The 17,541-nt window shown below is 73.1% G+C and carries 14 protein-coding genes and 1 tRNA gene; 9 read left to right on the top strand and 6 right to left on the bottom strand.

Annotated features, from left to right (window positions below; translation table 11 throughout):
* Positions 1-32 precede the first annotated feature (32 nt).
* The 3 genes from lysA to argS form a co-directional block, all read right to left on the bottom strand.
* Positions 33-1,457, bottom strand: coding sequence for a diaminopimelate decarboxylase (gene lysA, locus ACXKZB_RS11255; protein WP_488823173.1), 1,425 nt, complete (start codon positions 1,455-1,457; stop codon positions 33-35).
* 58 nt (positions 1,458-1,515) lie between these two features.
* Complete coding sequence (locus tag ACXKZB_RS11260; protein WP_488823174.1) at positions 1,516-2,271, bottom strand: hypothetical protein; 756 nt, start codon at positions 2,269-2,271, stop codon at positions 1,516-1,518.
* A 182-nt stretch (positions 2,272-2,453) separates the two neighbouring features.
* Positions 2,454-4,124: an arginine--tRNA ligase gene (gene argS, locus ACXKZB_RS11265; protein ID WP_340196393.1), complete on the bottom strand. Its 1,671-nt coding sequence runs from the start codon at positions 4,122-4,124 to the stop codon at positions 2,454-2,456.
* Positions 4,125-4,183: 59 nt separating this feature from the next.
* On the opposite strand from argS, the gene ACXKZB_RS11270 reads away from it, so the two are divergent.
* The 5 genes from ACXKZB_RS11270 (at position 4,184) to ACXKZB_RS11290 (ending at position 11,673) form a co-directional block, all read left to right on the top strand.
* Positions 4,184-4,753, top strand: a complete 570-nt coding sequence (locus ACXKZB_RS11270) for a hypothetical protein (protein ID WP_488823175.1) — start codon at positions 4,184-4,186, stop codon at positions 4,751-4,753.
* A gap of 417 nt (positions 4,754-5,170) precedes the next feature.
* A tRNA-Arg gene (locus tag ACXKZB_RS11275) sits at positions 5,171-5,245 on the top strand.
* A gap of 84 nt (positions 5,246-5,329) precedes the next feature.
* Positions 5,330-6,388, top strand: a complete 1,059-nt coding sequence (locus ACXKZB_RS11280) for a Gfo/Idh/MocA family protein (protein WP_488823176.1) — start codon at positions 5,330-5,332, stop codon at positions 6,386-6,388.
* Between the two features lie 45 nt (positions 6,389-6,433).
* The gene (locus tag ACXKZB_RS11285) at positions 6,434-10,318 is read left to right on the top strand and encodes a Pls/PosA family non-ribosomal peptide synthetase (RefSeq protein WP_488823177.1); all 3,885 of its coding nucleotides are present in this window, start codon (positions 6,434-6,436) and stop codon (positions 10,316-10,318) included.
* Between the two features lie 26 nt (positions 10,319-10,344).
* On the top strand, positions 10,345-11,673 hold the full coding sequence (locus ACXKZB_RS11290; RefSeq protein WP_488823178.1) for a M1 family metallopeptidase: 1,329 nt from the start codon (positions 10,345-10,347) through the stop codon (positions 11,671-11,673).
* A 46-nt stretch (positions 11,674-11,719) separates the two neighbouring features.
* Here ACXKZB_RS11290 and ACXKZB_RS11295 read toward each other — a convergent pair whose 3' ends face one another.
* The gene (locus ACXKZB_RS11295) at positions 11,720-11,989 is read right to left on the bottom strand and encodes a helix-turn-helix domain-containing protein (RefSeq protein ID WP_488823179.1); all 270 of its coding nucleotides are present in this window, start codon (positions 11,987-11,989) and stop codon (positions 11,720-11,722) included.
* 32 nt (positions 11,990-12,021) lie between these two features.
* Between ACXKZB_RS11295 and map the strand changes: the two genes are divergently transcribed.
* The gene (gene map / locus ACXKZB_RS11300; RefSeq protein WP_488823180.1) at positions 12,022-12,789 is read left to right on the top strand and encodes a type I methionyl aminopeptidase; all 768 of its coding nucleotides are present in this window, start codon (positions 12,022-12,024) and stop codon (positions 12,787-12,789) included.
* Here map and ACXKZB_RS11305 read toward each other — a convergent pair.
* Complete coding sequence (locus ACXKZB_RS11305; protein WP_488823181.1) at positions 12,773-13,357, bottom strand: 4'-phosphopantetheinyl transferase family protein; 585 nt, start codon at positions 13,355-13,357, stop codon at positions 12,773-12,775. The genes map and ACXKZB_RS11305 overlap by 17 nt on opposite strands.
* A 45-nt stretch (positions 13,358-13,402) precedes the next feature.
* Entirely contained in the window at positions 13,403-13,606 is a 204-nt protein-coding gene (locus ACXKZB_RS11310; protein ID WP_071255966.1) for a hypothetical protein, read from the bottom strand.
* Between the two features lie 302 nt (positions 13,607-13,908).
* Here ACXKZB_RS11310 and ACXKZB_RS11315 point away from each other — a divergent pair, with 302 nt between their 5' ends.
* From ACXKZB_RS11315 to ACXKZB_RS11325, 3 genes are all read left to right on the top strand, one after another.
* Positions 13,909-15,816, top strand: coding sequence for a TPM domain-containing protein (locus tag ACXKZB_RS11315; RefSeq protein WP_488825888.1), 1,908 nt, complete (start codon positions 13,909-13,911; stop codon positions 15,814-15,816).
* A gap of 80 nt (positions 15,817-15,896) precedes the next feature.
* Complete coding sequence (locus ACXKZB_RS11320; protein ID WP_123312378.1) at positions 15,897-16,622, top strand: PspA/IM30 family protein; 726 nt, start codon at positions 15,897-15,899, stop codon at positions 16,620-16,622.
* A 42-nt stretch (positions 16,623-16,664) separates the two neighbouring features.
* Positions 16,665-17,486 (top strand): arginase family protein, encoded by an 822-nt coding sequence (locus ACXKZB_RS11325; protein WP_488823182.1) that lies wholly within the window; start codon positions 16,665-16,667, stop codon positions 17,484-17,486.
* Positions 17,487-17,541: the final 55 nt, after the last annotated feature.

Raw genomic sequence — 17,541 nt, forward strand, 5'->3', positions numbered from 1 at the left:
CCTGTCGGTGGGGGTGAGCCCTGTTCATCGGGTCAGCGGCCGGTGCCGGCGTGGGGTACGGGCACGACCCCGGTGTCGCGGGCGAGGAGGTCGTCGATCGACTCGCCCCGCACGAGGATACGGGCTGCGCCGTCCGCCACGGCGACGACCGGCGGGCGGCCCACGTGGTTGTAGTTGCTCGACAGCGCCCAGCAGTACGCGCCGGTGGCCGCGACGGCGAGCAGGTCACCGCGCTGGACGTCTCCGGGCAGGTACTCGTCGTTCACCACGATGTCCCCGCTCTCGCAGTGCTTCCCGACGACGCGGGTGAGCACGGCCGGCGACTCGGACGTCCGGGCGAGCCGAGCGGTGTAGTCCGCGCCGTACAGGGCCGGGCGGGCGTTGTCGCTCATGCCGCCGTCGACGGACACGTACGTGCGCGTCGCGTGGCCCGCGTCGTCGCCGGTCTCGAGGGTGACGGGCTTGATCGTCCCGACGCGGTAGAGCGTGATGCCCGCCGGGCCGACGATGTAGCGACCGGGCTCGACCGCGACCTCGGGCACGGGGATGTCCCGCTCGGCGCAGGCCTCGGCGATGATCGCGGCGAGGGCGTCGGCGACGTCCTCGGGCGCGAAGGCGGAGTCGGCCTCGGTGTAGTCGATGCCCCAGCCGCCGCCGAGGTTCAGTTCGGGTACCGGACCGGTCTCGACGAGGGTCGCGTGCACGTCCATCAGGCGTCGAGCGGCCTCACGGAACCCGGACTCGTCGAAGATCTGCGAACCGATGTGCGAGTGCAGTCCGACGAACACCAGCGATGACTCGGCGCGCACCGCCTCGGCCGCGGCCACGGCCTCGGTGAGCGGGATGCCGAACTTCTGGTCCTCGCGCGCGGTGGCCAGGTACTCGTGGGTGGACGCGTGCACGCCGCTGTTGATCCGGATGCGCACGCGCTGCACGACCCCGGCGTCCGCGGCGGCACGGGCGACACGGTGGACCTCTTCGTGGCTGTCGAGCACGATCGTGCCCACGCCGACCTCGACCGCGCGGGCGATCTCGGCGTCGGACTTGTCGTTGCCGTGGAAGCCGAGCATCGCCGGGTCGATGCCGGCGGCCAGGGCGACCGCGAGCTCCCCGCCGGTGCAGACGTCGACGCGCAGGTCGGCCTCGGCCATCCACGCCACGACCTGGGTCGTCAGGAACGCCTTGCCGGCGTAGTAGACGTGGGCGCGGGTGCCGATGCCCTCGAACGCCTCGGTGAACGCGTTGCGCACCCGGACCGCACGGGACTGCACGTCGCGCTCGTCGACGACGTAGAGCGGGGTGCCGTACTGCCGGACCAGGTCCGTCGCGGTGACACCGCCGATGGCCAGGTCGCCGTCGTCGGTCCGCGTCGCGGACGCGGGCCAGATCCGGTCCACCAACTCGGAGGCGTCCGTCGGGAACCGCAGTCGCGGCGGTGCAAGGGGGTTCTCGCTCACGGGACCCGATCCTACCGACGCTGGACGGGCCTCCCGGCCGCGTTACGCAACCACGGGATCAGCCGCAGCTGCCGACCGTCTGCAGACCCTCCTCGTTGAGCGGCAGCGCGTCCGCGGTGACGCGGACCGTCGCGTCGGCCTTCGAGACGTCGAGCGAGCGCACGCGGAGCGATTCGGGCAGGAACTGCGCCGTGCAGACCTGCACCGGCACGTTCGTGACGCCGGGGATCGAGTCCACCTTGAGGCCGAGGTCCGAGTTGGTGATCCGCACGCTCTTCGGGGTGATCGTGATGCCGCGGCCGTCGTCCTGCGCGACCACGTCGCCCTTCGCCGCGTAGGTGATGTCGTAGCCGAGCACCGCGGTGGAGCCGGACAGCTCGACGCCGCCGTCCACCAGGGAGAGCCGGTCGAACAGCGGGCTGTACTTCGACAGGTCCTTCACGCTCGACGACGCGAGCGTGACGGTACCGTCGACGTCGCGCACGTCGCCCTTGCCGTCCACCGGGACGTCCCGCGCGGTGACGTCGGCGGCGAGCGGGATGCCGTCGACGGTGAGCTTCGACGAGGAGATCTCGACCCGGTCGAGCGTGCCGCCGATGAGCTGCGGGATGACGATCCCGTCGGCGTGCGCCTCGACCTGGCCCGTGGTGCCGTCGGGCAGCGACTGCTCGACCTGCTGCGCGATGATGCGGTCGACGACCCCGCGGAGCACGAACTCGGCGATCACGACGAGGGCGGCGAGCACGACGACGACCACGATCAGGATGACGGGCCAGCGGCGGCGCTTGCGGGGGCGTTCGGTGGCGGCGGACATGCCTCCCACCCTGCCAGGTGGTCCCGTCAGCCTGCTTGGAGGCGCGGTGCCGCGGGGTGCGGGGCGGGCCCGCTCGATCGCGCCCCGCCACGGTCATCGCGCCCCCGCACACCGGGGCGCGATGACCGTCAGGGGGCGCGTCACGACAACGGCTCGGCCGTCTGCTCGTGACGGGCGCTCCGCTACATGCGGGACGGAGCGCTCACACCGAGCAGGCCGAGGCCGTTGCGGACGACCTGGCCGGTGGCGTCGTTCAGCCACAGGCGCGTGCGGTGCAGGTCGGTGACGGGCTCGTCGCCGAGCGGGGTCACGCGGCAGGCGTCGTACCAGCGGTGGTACAGGCCCGCGAGCTGCTCGATGTACCGGGCGATGCGGTGCGGCTCACGGAGCTCCGCGGCGTGGCGCACCACGCGCGGGTACTCGGCCAGGGCACCGAGCAGGGCGCCCTCGGAGTCGTGCGTCAACAGCGAGGCGTCGAACGCGGACCGGTCGACTCCGGCCGCCTCGGCGTTGCGGGCCACCGACTGGGTGCGCGCGTGGGCGTACTGCACGTAGAAGACGGGGTTGTCGTTCGTCCGCTTCGTGAGCAGGTCGAGGTCGATGTCGATCGCGGTGTCGCTGGCGAACCGGACGAGCGAGTACCGGCCGGCGTCGACCCCCACGGCGTCGACGAGGTCCTCCATCGTGACGATGGTGCCGTTGCGCTTCGACATGCGCATCGGCTCGCCGTCCTTGAGCAGGTTGACCATCTGCCCGATCAGGATCTCGAGGTTCGTGCCGGGCTCGTCACCGAACGCGGCGCACATCGCCATCATCCGACCGACGTAGCCGTGGTGGTCCGCGCCGAGCATGATCAGGTTGCGCTCGAACCCGCGCTCGCGCTTGTCGAGGTAGTACGCCAGGTCGCCGGCGATGTACGCGGGTTCACCGTCGGACTTGATGACCACGCGGTCGCGGTCGTCGCCGAAGTCGGTCGTGCGGAGCCACTCGGCGCCCTCGGCCTCGTACATCACGCCGGCCGAACGCAGACGGGCGATGGCGCGCTCGACGGCCTTCGACTCGTGCAGGGCGTTCTCGTGGAAGTAGACGTCGAAGTCCACACCGAAGTCGTGCAGCGACGACTTGATGTCCGCGAACATGAAGTCCACGCCCTCACGCCGGAAGACCTCCTGCGCCTCGTCGCGCGGCAGGTCCTTGACGTCGGTCGACGGGTCGAGCGTCGCGATCACACGCGCCGCGATCTCGGAGATGTACGCGCCGCCGTAGCCGTCCTCCGGCGTGGGCTCACCGAGCGCCGACGCGACGAGCGAGCGGGCGAAGCGGTCGATCTGCGCACCGTGGTCGTTGAAGTAGTACTCACGGGTGACCAGGCCGCCCTGCGCCTGGAACACGCGGGCCAGGCTGTCGCCCACCGCCGCCCAGCGCACGCCGCCCATGTGGATCGGGCCGGTCGGGTTCGCCGACACGAACTCCAGGTTGATCCGGACGCCGTCGTACAGGTCGCCGCGCCCGAAGGACTCGCCGCCCTCGACGATCGTGCGGGCGATCTCACCGGCCGCCGCCGCCTCGAGCGTGATGTTGATGAACCCCGGGCCGGCGACGTCGACCGAGGCCACGCCGTCGAGCTCGGTCAGCTCACCGGCGATCTCCGTCGCGAGCTCACGCGGGTTCGTGCCGATGCGCTTCGCGAGCTGCATGGCGGCGTTCGAGGCCCAGTCGCCGTGCGCGCGGTTCTTCGGCCGCTCGAGCACCACGTGGGAGTCCCCGATCGTCACGGTCTCGGACGCGCCTCGTCGCTCGACGATCCCGGTCAGGATCGACAGGTACGCGGCGGAGAGTTCGGCAGGAGTCACGGCGGACGAGTCTACCGGGACACCCAGGTGCACGCCGGACGATGGGCCATCATGTCGGCATGACCACCCGAAGCCGTGCCCGGGCGTGCTCCGTCGCCGTCGTCACCGCCGCAGCAGCACTCGCCCTGTCGGCCTGCTCGAGCGGCGGCGACAGCGACCCGACGCCCAGTGCGACCCCGGTCGGCACGGCGGTGGCCCAGACGTGCGCCGAGCTCCTGCCGACCGAGGCCCTGTCGGTGTACGGCACGACCTTCGCACTCGACGACTCCTTCACCCCGGCGAAGGGCTCCCCCGCCGCCACCATCGCGAAGCAGCGGGGCCGCGTCTGCCAGTTCGTCGCCACCGACGACGACACCGAGACGATCACCCTCGCCGTCGCCGACCTGCCTGAGAAGTCGCTCACCAACCTGAAGGACGCCCTGTACGACCGGGGCGGCTCGGTCCCCACCTACCGCGTCGAGGGCTACTTCGCGCTGAACGACGACGTCGGCCGCGCGGACGCCTTCGCGGACCCGTACTGGATCACCACGCAGTCGACGCTGTTCACCGAGCCCGGCGGTGCACAGCCCGTCGTCGACGCGGTCCGCGCCGCGCTGCAGCCGACGGCGTCGGCGACGCCGGCGGGCTGACGCGGCCGCGGGCTGACGCGACCACGCACGGCGCCGGGTCCGCCATCCGGTGCGAAGTTGCACGCGTGGTGCGCGTCTACAGCGCCGCACGGAACACGGAACCTCGCACGGGCCCGCAACGCGCGCACCGTGCAGACGGGAGGCCCGAGGCGCGCCCGCACCGCGCCTCCCGTGCAGCGACGACCGCGCACGGTGCCGGGTCCGCCATCCGGTGCGAAGTTGCACGCACGGTGCGCGTCTACAGCGCCGCACGGAACACGGAACCTCGCACGGGCCCCGCGACGTGCGCACCGTGCGGACGGGAGGCCCGTGGCGGGCCCGCACCGCGCCTCCCGTCCGCCCTGCAGTCGCGTCCCCTGCGCGACACGCGCTGTCCGGGACCGCGCGCCGGACCTGCTACGGTTGTTCCACCCCTTGGCCCCCATAGCTCAGGGGATAGAGCACTGCCCTCCGGAGGCAGGGGCGGAGGTTCGAATCCTCCTGGGGGCACCAGAACAACACCGCAGGGCCGCGCGGGTCGGATCCGGGGCGCCACGCCGCGCGACGACTGTCGGGTCCGCCCGGTAGCGTGCCGGCATGACGATGACGTTCCCCGAGCCCGAGGTCCACGCACTCCGAGGCGGGCCGGCGCTCGGGTGGGGCGTGATCGGCCCCGGGGAGATCGCGAACGACTTCACCGCCACGATGCACGCGAACTCCGACCAGCGCGTCGTCGCCGTGGGGTCCCGCTCCCCCGAGCGTGCCGCCGCCTTCGCCGCCCGCCACGGCGTCCCCGGGGTGCACGGCTCGTACGAGGCCCTCGTCGCGGACCCCACCGTCGACGTCGTCTACGTCGCCTCCCCGCACCCGCAGCACCTCGGGCACGCGCTGCTCGCGATCGCCGCGGGCAAGCACGTCCTCGTCGAGAAGCCGATGACGACCTCGGCCGCGGACACCCGCACCCTCGCCGACGCCGCACGGGCCGAGGGCGTCCTGGCGATGGAGGCCATGTGGACCCGGTACCTGCCCGGCTCCACGGTGATCGCCCGTCTGCTCGCGGACGGCGCCCTCGGCGACGTCCGGCTCGCGACCGTGGACGTCGGGTGGCCGCACGACCCGGACCCGGCCGACCGCATGTTCGACCCCGCCGCCGGCGGCGGCGCACTCCTCGATGCCGGTGTCTACGGGCACTGGTTCGCACGGTTCGCCACCGGCGCCCCGGTGACCAGCAGCACGACGGGAGCGGTCTCGGATCGCGGGGTCGACCTCCAGTCCGTCACCGTGTCGACGGCGGACGGTGGCGCACAGGCCGTGGTGGCCACGTCGATGACGGCGTGGACGCCGGGGCTGGCGGCCATCGCGGGCAGCCGGGCCACCGTGCGGTACACCGACCACTTCGTGTTCCCGGCGTCGTTCGCGGTGCACCACCGGGGTGGGGAGGACCGCTGGTCGGAGCCGACCGGGCTGCGGGGTCGGCAGGGGCTCGTCTGGCAGGCGGCGGCGCTCGCCCGGTACGTGGCGGACGGCCGGACGGAGTCGCCGGTGCACTCGCTCGACGACTCGATCGGGATCGCGCGGGCGCTCGACGCGGCGCGTGCGGACCTCGGCACCGGGGCCGGGGCGTCTGTTTCCGAGCGCGACACCTCGACCCCCTAGGATCACGGGCCGGTCGTCCTGCACGCGGCCGGGAAGAGGGAACCGATGACCACCGGCACCGGGAACGCGCAGCTCGAACTCGCCCGCGGCGGGGACGCCCCCGCGCCACGGACGCTGTTCGACGTCCTCGCGGCGACCGCGGCCACCCACCCGACCGCCACCGCGCTCGAGGACCCCGCCGGCACCGTCGACTACGCCGCCCTGCTCGACCTGGTGCGCGCACAGGCCGACGACCTCGCCCGGCGCGGTGTCCGACGGGGCGACCGGGTCGGCGTGCGGATCCCCTCCGGCGGACGCGACCTGTACCTGTCGATCCTCGCCGTCCTCGCCGCCGGAGCCGCGTACGTGCCCGTCGACGCCGACGACCCCGAGGAACGCGCGACCCTGGTGTTCGGCGAGGCCGGCGTCGTGGGCGTCATCGGAGCCGGCGGCGTCCTGCGCGACCGCGTTGGCGGCGAACTGCCCGTGACGGACCCTGCGGCGAGCGCCGCACTCCCCCACGAGGACGACGATGCGTGGATCATCTTCACGTCCGGGTCCACGGGCGTGCCGAAGGGCGTGGCGGTCACCCACCGCAGTGCTGCGGCGTTCGTGGACGCCGAGGCGCGGATGTTCCTGCAGTCGGCGCCGATCGGTCCGGGCGACCGGGTACTGGCGGGGCTGAGTGTGGCGTTCGACGCGTCGTGCGAGGAGATGTGGTTGGCGTGGGGGCACGGTGCCGCGTTGGTGCCGGCGCCGCGGTCGTTGGTGCGGACGGGGGTGGACCTGGGGCCGTGGCTCATCGCGCACACGATCACGGTGGTGTCGACGGTGCCGACGCTCGCGGCGCTGTGGCCGGACGACGCGTTGGAGCAGGTGCGGCTGGTGGTCTTCGGTGGTGAGGCGTGCCCGCCGGAGCTGGCGGCGCGCATCGCGAGTCGTGACCGTGAGGTGTGGAACACGTACGGGCCGACCGAGGCGACGGTGGTGGCGTGCGGGTCCCTGCTCGACGGGAGCCAACCGATCCGGATCGGGCTGCCGCTGGACGGGTGGGACCTGGCGGTGGTGGACGCTGCCGGGCAGCGGGTGGAGCCGGGTGGGGTCGGGGAGCTCGTGATCGGTGGTGTCGGGTTGGGTCGGTACCTGGACCCGGCGAAGGACGCTGAGAAGTACGCGCCGTTCCCGGAGCTCGGGTGGGCGCGGGCGTACCGGAGCGGCGACCTGGTGCGGTACGACCCCGAGGGACTCGTGTTCCAGGGACGCGCGGACGATCAGGTGAAGCTCGGGGGCCGGCGGATCGAGCTCGGTGAGATCGACGCGGCCCTGCAGGCGCTCGACGACGTGGCGGGTGGTGCGGCGGTGGTGCAGCGGACCCCTGCGGGGAACCAGGTGCTGGTCGGGTACGTGGCTCCGGTCGCGGGTGCCACGGTCGACGTCGCGCTCGCGAACGCCCGGTTGCGGCAGGAGCTGCCCGCTGCCCTCGTGCCGCTCGTCGCGGTGGTGGACTCGTTGCCGACGCGGACGTCGGGCAAGGTCGACCGTGCCGCCCTGCCGTGGCCGTTGCCCGGAGCGACCGACGCCGCGATGCTGCCGGACACCGTCGCCTGGATCGCGGAGCGGTGGGCGGCGATCCTCGGGGTGCCGGTGTCGAGCGTCGACGACGACTTCTTCGCGCACGGCGGCGGTTCGTTGACGGCGGCGCAGCTCGTCTCGGCGATCCGCGAGCGGTTCCCGACGACGACGGTGGCGGACGTGTACGACCACCCGCGCATCGGTGCGCTGGCGGCCGCGCTGGACGAGTCCGGTCCGGTCGCGGCGGCGTCGCGCGACGTGGCCCCGGTCCCGCCGGCGACGGGGCTCGCGATGACGGTGCTCGGGCTGCCGGTGCAGGTGTTGCGGGGGCTGCGGGTCCTGACGTGGACGGCGTTGGTCGCGGCGGTGCTGCACGCGACCACGCTGCCGTTCCTGCCGGTGCTCCCCTGGCCGGCACTCGTGGTCGCGCTGCTGGTGTTCGTGACGCCGATCGGCAAGATGGCGGTGACGGTCGTGCTCGCCCGGCTGCTGCTCGTCGGGGTGCGGCCGGGCGACCACCCCCGTGGCGGTTCGGTGCACCTGCGGGTCTGGCTGGCGGAGCGGATCGCCGAGGCGGTCGACGGCCCCTCGACCGCCGGGGCGCCGTGGATCAGCTACTACGCCCGTGCGCTGGGGGCGCGGATCGGCACCGACGTCGACCTGCACACGCTCCCGCCGGTGACCGGGATGCTCACGATCGGCAAGCGTGCGTCGATCGAGCCGGAGGTCGACCTCGCGGGGCACTGGGTGGACGGCGACGTGTTCCGACTGGGTCGGGTCCGCGTCGAGGACGACGCGGTCGTGCACAGCCGCACCACGCTGCTGCCCGGTGCGCACGTGGGCGCGGGCGCCGAGGTCGAGGCCGGTTCGGCCGTCGCCGGCCGGGTGCCCGCCGGGGAACGCTGGGCGGGTTCGCCCGCCGAACGCGTCGGCTCGGCCAGGCACGGCCGGGAGGCCCGTCCCCCGTCGCGTCGACGCTGGCTGCTGGCGTACGGGGCCGGCTCCGTGGCCGTGGCCGGGTTGCCGGTGATCGGTGTCGCGGTCGGGCTGCTGGTCGCCGCCGCCCTGGTCGGGCGCGCGCCGACGCTCGGTGACGCCGTCCTGCGCGCCCTCGCGACGGTGCCGCTCGCGACCGTGGTCGCCGGGGCCGTGTACGCCCTGCTCGTGGTGGGGTCGGTGCGGCTGCTCGGCATCGGGTTGCACGAGGGACGCCACCCCGTGCGCTCGCGCATCGGCTGGCAGGCGTGGTCGACGGAGCGGGTGCTCGACGCGGCCCGGACGCTGCTGTTCCCGCTGTACGCCTCGCTCGTGACGCCGGTGTGGCTGCGGCTGCTCGGAGCGAAGGTCGGCCGGGACACGGAGATCTCCACGGTCCTGCTCATCCCCGCGCTGACGCAGATCGCGTCCGGGGCGTTCCTGGCCGACGACACCATGGTCGCGACGTACGAGCTCGGCGGGGGCCGGGTGCGGATCGGCCGGTCGAAGGTGGGCCGGCGGGCCTTCCTCGGCAACAGCGGGATGACGGGCGCCGGACGCTCGGTACCGCGCGAAGCCCTGGTGGCGGTCCTGTCCGCCGTGCCGAAGAAGGCCAAGCGCGGGTCGTCGTGGCTCGGCTCGCCCCCGGTGCGGCTCCGCCGTGCGGCGACGCAGTTCGACGAGGAGCGCACCTTCCGTCCGCCGGTGCGACTCAAGGTCGCCCGCGGCTGCTGGGAGCTGCTGCGGCTCGTGGCGCCGATGGTGTCCGCGGGCGTCGCCCTCGGCGTGGCCGGCACGCTGCTCGCCCTGTGGTCCGCGGTCGGTGTCGGGTGGACGGTGCTGCTCGCCGGGCCGGTGCTGATCGTCGCCGGCGCCGTCGCCGCGGTGGTGTCGACGATCGCGAAGTGGGTCTTCGTCGGCCGGATCACCGCCCGCGAGCACCCGCTGTGGTCGTCGTTCGTGTGGCGCAACGAGGTGCAGGACACCTTCGTCGAGACGGTCGCCCGGCCGTGGTTCGCCGAGCAGGCCACCGGCACCCCGGCCCTGGCGGCGTGGCTGCGGAGCCTCGGTGCGACGATCGGCCGCGGCACCTGGCTCGAGACCTACTGGCTCCCCGAGGCCGACCTCGTGACGATCGGCGCCGGCGCCTCGGTGGCGCGCGGGACCGTCGTGCAGACCCACCTGTTCCACGACCGCGTGATGCAGCTCGACACGGTCCGGCTCGACGCCGGGGCGACCCTCGGCCCGCACAGCGTCGTCCTGCCCGCCGCGGGCATCGGCACGGGCGCGACGGTGGGTCCGGCCTCGCTCGTGATGCGCGGCGAGCAGGTGCCGACCGGGTCGCGGTGGTCCGGCAACCCCATCGCTCCGTGGACAGCCGAGCCGGGCACCGTGGCGGACTGACCGGCGCCATGGGGTTGACTGAGACCGTGCCGAACACCTCCGCTGCCGACCCGTACACCCCGCACAGCGGCGACCGACGCTGGAGCGCCGAGCACTACGACCTCCGCCTCGACTACCGCGTCGCCACGAACCGCCTCGACGGCACCGCGACGATCACCGCGCGCGCCCTCGAGCCGCTCGACAGGATCGTGGTCGACCTGCACGGCCTGAGCGTCGAGCGCGCCGACGTCGACGGTGCCCGCGCGAAGAAGGTGTCGAACGCCGTGCACAAGGTCACCGTCACCCCGGCTTCCCCGATCGCGGCCGACACGACGTTCACCGTGCACCTGAAGTACCGCGGCAACCCGCGCCCGGTGCGCAGCGCCTGGGGTCAGGTCGGGTGGGAGGAGCTCACCGACGGCGTCATCGTCGCGGCCCAGCCGACCGGGGCACCCTCGTGGTTCCCGTGCAACGACCGACCGGACGACAAGGCGACCTACCGGTTCGAGATCGCCGCCGAGGCCGCGTACGACGTCCTGGCGAACGGCGACCTGCTCGGCAAGGAACGCGACCGGATCGGCACCCGCTGGACCTACGCCACCACCGAGCCGATGGCGACGTACCTGGCGACGGTGCAGATCGGCCGGTACCGCACGACGAGGCTCCGCGGCGCCGTCGTCCCCGTCACCCTGCACCACCCCGCCGACCTGGCGACCGCCGCGAAGACCGACTTCGGTCAGGTGCCGGAGATGCTCGCGCTGTTCTCCGACCGCTTCGGCCCGTACCCGTTCGCGGCGTACGGCGTCGTGGTCACCGACGACGAGCTCGAGATCCCGCTCGAAGCCCACGGGCTGGCGGTGTTCGGCCGCAACCACGTCGACGGCGAGCACGGCACCGACCGGCTCATCGCGCACGAGCTCGCACACCAGTGGTTCGGCAACTCGGTGACGGTCGCGCGCTGGCAGGACATCTGGCTGCACGAGGGGTTCGCCTGCTACGCCGAGTGGCTCTGGTCCGAGGAACGCGGTGGCGACACCGCCGACACGCTCGCGGCGGAGTACCGGCAAGGCCTGCTCGACCAGCCCGAGGACCTCGTCGTCGGGGACCCCGGCGCGAAGGACATGTTCGACGACCGCGTCTACAAGCGCGGCGCCCTCGCCCTGCACGCCGTCCGCCGCACGTTCGGCGACGACGCCTTCTTCGCCGGGCTCCGGAGCATCACCGAACGGCACCGGCACGGTTCGGTGACGGTGCCCGACGTGCTCGGCGCGTTCGCGGACGCCGCCGGCCGTCCCGTCGCGGACGTCCGTGCGGTCACCGGCCGGTGGATCGACCAGGCGTCGGTTCCGGCGCTGCCCGCGCCGCACGTCGACTAGCGGGCTCCGCCGACCGGTTGACCAGCGGGCTCCGCTGCCCGGTCGGCTAGCCCGCCAGTTCGCCGTCGGCCGGGTCGCAGCTGACCTCGGACCACACGGCGTCGAGCGACAGTCCGACCACGCCGGCGACGGATGCGATGGTCGAGAACGCCGGCGTCGCGATGCGCCCGGTCTCGATCTTGCGGAGCGTCTCGGGCGAGATCCCGGCAGTGACGGCGGTGTCGACGATCGACCGTGGACCACGGGCACGACGGAGCAGCGCACCGAGGCGGCGGCCGCGCGCGACCTCGTCGGGGCTGAGCGGGAGACGGACCATTCCCACATAGTAATACCGGTATGATCATCCGCGTGATCGAGATCCTGACGCCCACCGAGGTCGACAAGGCCCGCGCCACCGGTGCCCTCGTGGGCACCATCCTGCAGACCCTGCGCGAACGGACCCGCGTCGGCACGAACCTGCTCGAGATCGACCGGTGGGCGAAGCAGATGATCGAGGACGCCGGTGCCGACTCCTGCTACGTCGACTACGCACCCTCGTTCGGCCGCGGTCCGTTCGGCCACCACATCTGCACCGCCGTGAACGACGCCGTGCTGCACGGGCTGCCGCACGACCGGGCCCTCGCCGACGGCGACCTGCTGACCCTCGACCTCGCGGTGTCCCTGGACGGCATCGCCGCCGACGCCGCGGTGAGCTTCGTCGTCGGCACCCCGCGCGACGAGGACCTCGCCCTCATCGACGCCACCGAGCGCGCCCTCGCCGCCGGGATCGCCGCTGCCGGACCCGGTGCGCGCACCGGCGACCTGTCGCACGCCATCGGCACCGTGCTCGAGGCCGCGGGCTACCCCGTCAACGTCGAGTTCGGCGGCCACGGCATCGGTTCGACCATGCACCAGGACCCGCACGTGTCGAACACCGGCCGCGCGGGTCGCGGCTACACGCTCCGGCCGGGGCTCCTGCTCGCGCTCGAGCCGTGGGTGATGGCCGACACCGACGTGCTCGTCACCGACCCCGACGGCTGGACGCTCCGCAGCGCCACAGGAGCCCGGACGGCCCACACCGAGCACACCATCGCGATCACCGAGGACGGCGCAGCGGTGCTCACGCTCCCCCGCTGACCGTCCCCGCGACCACGACGGGCAGTCCGCCGGCCGCGACGACGAGCACCAGGTCGGCTGCCGGTCGGAGGACCGTGACGGCGTGGTCGACCCCCTCGAAGCGCGCGGACCCGGCCGCGACGTCGACGTCCACCGCCATCGGGTCGACGCGCAGGCCCCGGCCGTCGCGTTTCAGCACGGCCTCCTTCGCCGCCCAGCAGGCCGCGAGCAGGCCGACGTCACCCGCCGAACGACCGCGTTCACCGGACGTGAAGGCGTCGAGCGGCGCTGCGGCGACGCGGGACACGCGCTCGACGTCGACGCCGACCATGCCGGGAGCGACGGCGATGGCGAGTGCTCCGGTCGTGCGCGACAAGCTGACGCCGTAGCCGGTGCCGTTCACCGTGGCCCACGGACGACCGTGGTCGGTCCCGCGGCAGTGCGGGCAGACGCGCCCCGCGCGCACCTCGGCCGTCTCGGAACCGGACGCCGACGCGACGGCGGCGACTAGGGCCTCCCGGTCGGCAGCGCGGTCCGAGCCGGGCGCGCACAGCGTCACGACGACGGTCTGGAGGCCCGACTCACCCACGCACGCAGCCTACGGTGCGCGGATGGCCGGTCCAGAGCCGTGTCGCTACGCGTGCGTGAGCGCGATGAGTGCGACGTTCATGGTGCTGTAGAGACCCTCGGATCGGGTCGCCTGCCGGACGCGTCCGCGCAGCACCTCGTAGCGGCCGTCGTGCTCGCGCACGAAGCCGATCACGCCGGTCGCCGGCGTCGACACGCGGTGGTAGCCGTCCTCGAGCGGGACGACCTCGGTACTCGTGGTTCGCTCCATTGCTGTTCCCTTCCGTTCGTCGTCGAACAGTGCCGTCAGCATACCCCGGCTCGGGGGACAAGACTCCCATGGATCGGCTTGTCCACAGGGTTCACCGGGAGTCTGTCCGTGCGCTCCGGGGCGTCGATAGACTCCGGGCGACGGCGCACACAGGGCGCGGTTCGGTGCGGTGTCGACGGCGCCGACCGGTGACGGACGGAGGACGGATGCGAACGGTCCAGCACGGATCGGGCACAGGCGGGTCGAGCACGGAACGGGGGACAGCGCGGCTCTGGGGTCGCGTCACGGCAGCGGTCGTGGCGATGCTGATCGTCCTGGCTCCGGCAGCGACCGCGCAGGCCACGGCACCCGTCGACCTGGGTGGGGCGTACGTCCTAGACGAAGCCGACGCCCTCAGTTCGTCGCAGCAGGCGCAGGTCGAACAGGCGGTGCAGGACCTGTACGCCGAGACCCAGACGCAGCTGTACGTGGTGTTCGTGCCGACGTTCACCGATCCGACGGACCACACCGCATGGGGCTCCGCGGTCATGGACCGGAACCAGATCGACACGGACGGCATCCTGCTGTCCGTCGCGGTCGACGAGCGCAACTACGACGTCCAGCAGACCAACGAGACCGCCATCTCCGAGTCCGACGTGCAGAGCGCCGTGAACGACGCACTGCTCCCCGAGCTCAAGCAGGGCGACTGGTCCGGCGCGGCCGTGGCGTTCGCCAACGGCCTGACCGACACCCAGGCGCCGCCGGACCTGACCTGGCTCTGGGTCCTGCTGCTCATCATCGTCGTCGGCCTGGTGGTCGTCGTGCTCGTCATCCGCACCCGCAACAAACGCAGGACCGCAGCCGCCACCAAGGCGCAGCAGGAGTCCCTGGCCGACCTCGAACGCACCGCGGGCGGAGCGCTCGTCACCATCGACGACGAACTCCGCACCGCCGAGCAAGAGGTCGGGTTCGCCACGGCGCAGTTCGGTCCCGACGCCGCGAAGCCCTTCGCCGACGCCGTCGCCGCCGCGCAGCAGGCCGTGCGCAAGGCCTTCACGTTCCGGCAGCAGCTCGACGACGAGATCCCCGACTCCCCCCAGCAGCGTGCCGACTGGGCGAACCAGATCATCGCGATCTGCCAGCAGGCGCACGCCTCGATCGAGGAGCAGACCGAGGCCTTCGACCAACTCCGGTCGCTCGAGGACGGCGTCGACGACGCTGCGGTCGCACTGGCCCAGGCGGTGGCGGCCGCCCCGGCCTCGGTCGGCGCGGCAGCAGCAGCCCTCGACCGCGTCCGGTCGAGGTACACCGGGCGCACCCTCGCCACCGTGTCCGACAACGTCGACCAGGCCCACCAGGTCCTCGCCTACGCCACCGAGCGCTCGAACGCGGCCACCGCGGCGATCGCCGCGGGCGACAAGGGCGAGGCCGTGGTCGCCGTGCGTGACGCCCAGCACGCACTGGCGCAGGTGCAACAACTCACGAACAGCGCCATCGCCGCCGAGGGGTCGTTCGCCGAGGCCACGGCGCGCGCCGAGGCGATGCGCATCGACATCGAGGGCGACGTCGCGGCGGCCCGGACGCTCACCGTCGGCGGTCCCGACCTCGCCGCCGCCGTCACACGGGCGCAGACCGTTCTCCGACAGGGCCTCGACCCGAAGGACCCGGTCGCCGCGGTCGACGCCCTCACCAAGGCGAACACCGAGATCGACCAGGCCATCGCCGCAGCCCGCGGTGCCGAGGAGCAGCAGCGCCGGGCGTCCCGAGCGCTCGACGACGCCCTGCGCGACGCCCGGAACCGGATCAGCCAGGCGCGGGAGTACATCTCGCTGCACCGCGGCGGCATCGGACCGACCGCCCGCACCCGGTTGTCCGAGGCCGAGCGCGCCCTCGACGACGCCGTGCAGCTCGCCACGACCGATCCCGGACAGGCCCTGCAGGCCGCACGCGCCGCAGAGCAGTACGCGGCCGCCGCGATGGACGCCGCGAACGGCGACATGGGCGGCTGGGGCGGCGGCGGCGGCGGCTTCGGCGGTGGCGGCGGCAACGGGGCACAGCTCGGCGGCCTCGTCACCGGCATCGTGCTCGGCGGCCTGCTCGGCGGCCGCGGCGGCAGCTTCGGCGGCGGTTCCTTCGGGGGCGGCGGCGGGGGCTTCGGCGGGGGCGGCGGCTTCGGTGGTGGGGGCGGCGGAGGCGGCGGAGGCGGGTTCTCCGGCGGCGGCCGCTTCTGACCCCGCCCCAGCCGACGAGCAGACCACACACCCGACAGACCAGACACACCACGTCAGACCTTCCAGGAAAGGGAACAGCAATGGCAAAGCAGACGATCTTCGGCCGCATCTCCACCCTCGTGCGGGCGAACATCAACCAGCTCATCGACGACGCCGAGGACCCGCAGAAGATGCTGGACCAGCTCGTGCGCGACTACACGAACAACATCGCCGACGCGAAGACGGCGATCGCGCAGACCATCGGCAACGTGCGCCTGCTCGAGCAGGACCACGAAGAGGACAAGCGCGCCTCGACCGAGTGGGGCCAGAAGGCGGCCAACGCGTCCTCCGCCGCGGACAAGTACCGCGCCGAGGGCAAGACGGCCGAGGCGGACAAGTTCGACAACCTCGCCAAGATCGCGATCGGCAAGCAGATCGCCGCCGAGCAGGAGGTCAAGGACGCCGAGCCGAACCTCGCCTCGCAGAACGAAGCGGTGGAGAAGCTCAAGACCGGGCTCGCCGGCATGGAGCAGAAGCTCGAGGAACTCCGGGCGAAGCGCGACAACCTCGTCGCCCGCTCCAAGACGGCCGAAGCGCAGTCCAAGGTCAACGACGCGCTCGGCAACATCGACGTGCTCGACCCGACGAGCGACCTCGGTCGCTTCGAGGAGAAGGTCCGTCGTGAAGAAGCGAAGGTCCTCGGGCAGCAGGAGCTGCAGTCGTCGAGCCTCGACGCCCAGTTCGAGAGCCTCGAGGACGTGGGCAAGGACGCCGAGGTCGAAGCACGACTCGCCGCGCTGAAGTCCGGCGGCTCGTCGAGCCTCTGACCTTCCCGGACGACGCCGGACCCCACCTGACAGACTGAGACGATGCAGTTCCTCGTGGTCGGTCAGTGGCAGGGTTCGGCGTCGTCGCGCGCGATGCGCCTCGGGGACGGAGCGACCGCGATCGCGGCCGACCTCCCCCGAGCGTCCACCACCGTGGTCGACGTCCCCACCGGAGCCGGCGACCGCCTCGAGACGGCCGTCGCCCGCTACACCTCCGTGCTCGCTGTTGCCGACCGCGTGGCAGCGGAGACCGGCGTCGCCAGCGAACCGGTCCTCGTCGTCGGCGGGGACGGCGCGAGCGTCCTCGGCGCGACCGTGGGCCTCGGCCCCGACACCGCGTTCGTGCGGATCGCCGGGTCCAGCGGGTACCGCCCGCTCAACCGCGCGCAACCCGTCGCCGCCGAGACCGCAGCCCTGCGGATCCTCGTCGACCGCGTCGACGAGCTGTTCCCCGCACTGCCCGTGCTCCCCGCCTCGTCGGTCGTGGTCGCGGGGGTCCGGGGCCTCGACGACGCCGAGGAAGCGGCGCTGGACCGAGCCGGGATCACCCGGCTCGACGTCGACGCCGCCACCCCGGACGCTCTCGCCGCCGCCGTCGACGCCACCGGAGCCACGTCCGTGTTCGTGCACGTCGACCTCGACGTCCTCGACCCGTCCGAGGTCGACGGCCTGCTCGAGCCAGTGCCGTTCGGACTCGACGGCGCCGGTCTGGTCGAGCGGATCCAGGCCGCGACCCGCGGCCGCCGCCTGGCCGGCGCCGCGCTCACCGGATTCGCTCCCGTCGACCCGGACCGTGCAGTGGACGACCTCGGCGTGATCCTGCGCGTCGTCGGGGCGTTGACCAGCGCCTCCCGGGTGGCCTGAGAACCGACCCGGCGCGCCGGGCGCGCCCCATGCCGGTCCGCGTACGCTCGGCCCC

Source organism: Curtobacterium sp. ABR8, assembly GCF_057812125.1.

Coding starts and splice junctions, on each gene's coding strand:
- ACXKZB_RS11260 (WP_488823174.1), bottom strand. CDS start 2,271: ATGTCCGCCGCCACCGAACGCCCCCGCAAGCGCCGCCGCTGGCCCGTC.
- ACXKZB_RS11270 (WP_488823175.1), top strand. CDS start 4,184: ATGACCACCCGAAGCCGTGCCCGGGCGTGCTCCGTCGCCGTCGTCACC.
- ACXKZB_RS11280 (WP_488823176.1), top strand. CDS start 5,330: ATGACGATGACGTTCCCCGAGCCCGAGGTCCACGCACTCCGAGGCGGG.
- ACXKZB_RS11285 (WP_488823177.1), top strand. CDS start 6,434: ATGACCACCGGCACCGGGAACGCGCAGCTCGAACTCGCCCGCGGCGGG.
- ACXKZB_RS11295 (WP_488823179.1), bottom strand. CDS start 11,989: ATGGTCCGTCTCCCGCTCAGCCCCGACGAGGTCGCGCGCGGCCGCCGC.
- ACXKZB_RS11310 (WP_071255966.1), bottom strand. CDS start 13,606: ATGGAGCGAACCACGAGTACCGAGGTCGTCCCGCTCGAGGACGGCTAC.
- ACXKZB_RS11315 (WP_488825888.1), top strand. CDS start 13,909: ATGCTGATCGTCCTGGCTCCGGCAGCGACCGCGCAGGCCACGGCACCC.
- ACXKZB_RS11320 (WP_123312378.1), top strand. CDS start 15,897: ATGGCAAAGCAGACGATCTTCGGCCGCATCTCCACCCTCGTGCGGGCG.
- ACXKZB_RS11325 (WP_488823182.1), top strand. CDS start 16,665: ATGCAGTTCCTCGTGGTCGGTCAGTGGCAGGGTTCGGCGTCGTCGCGC.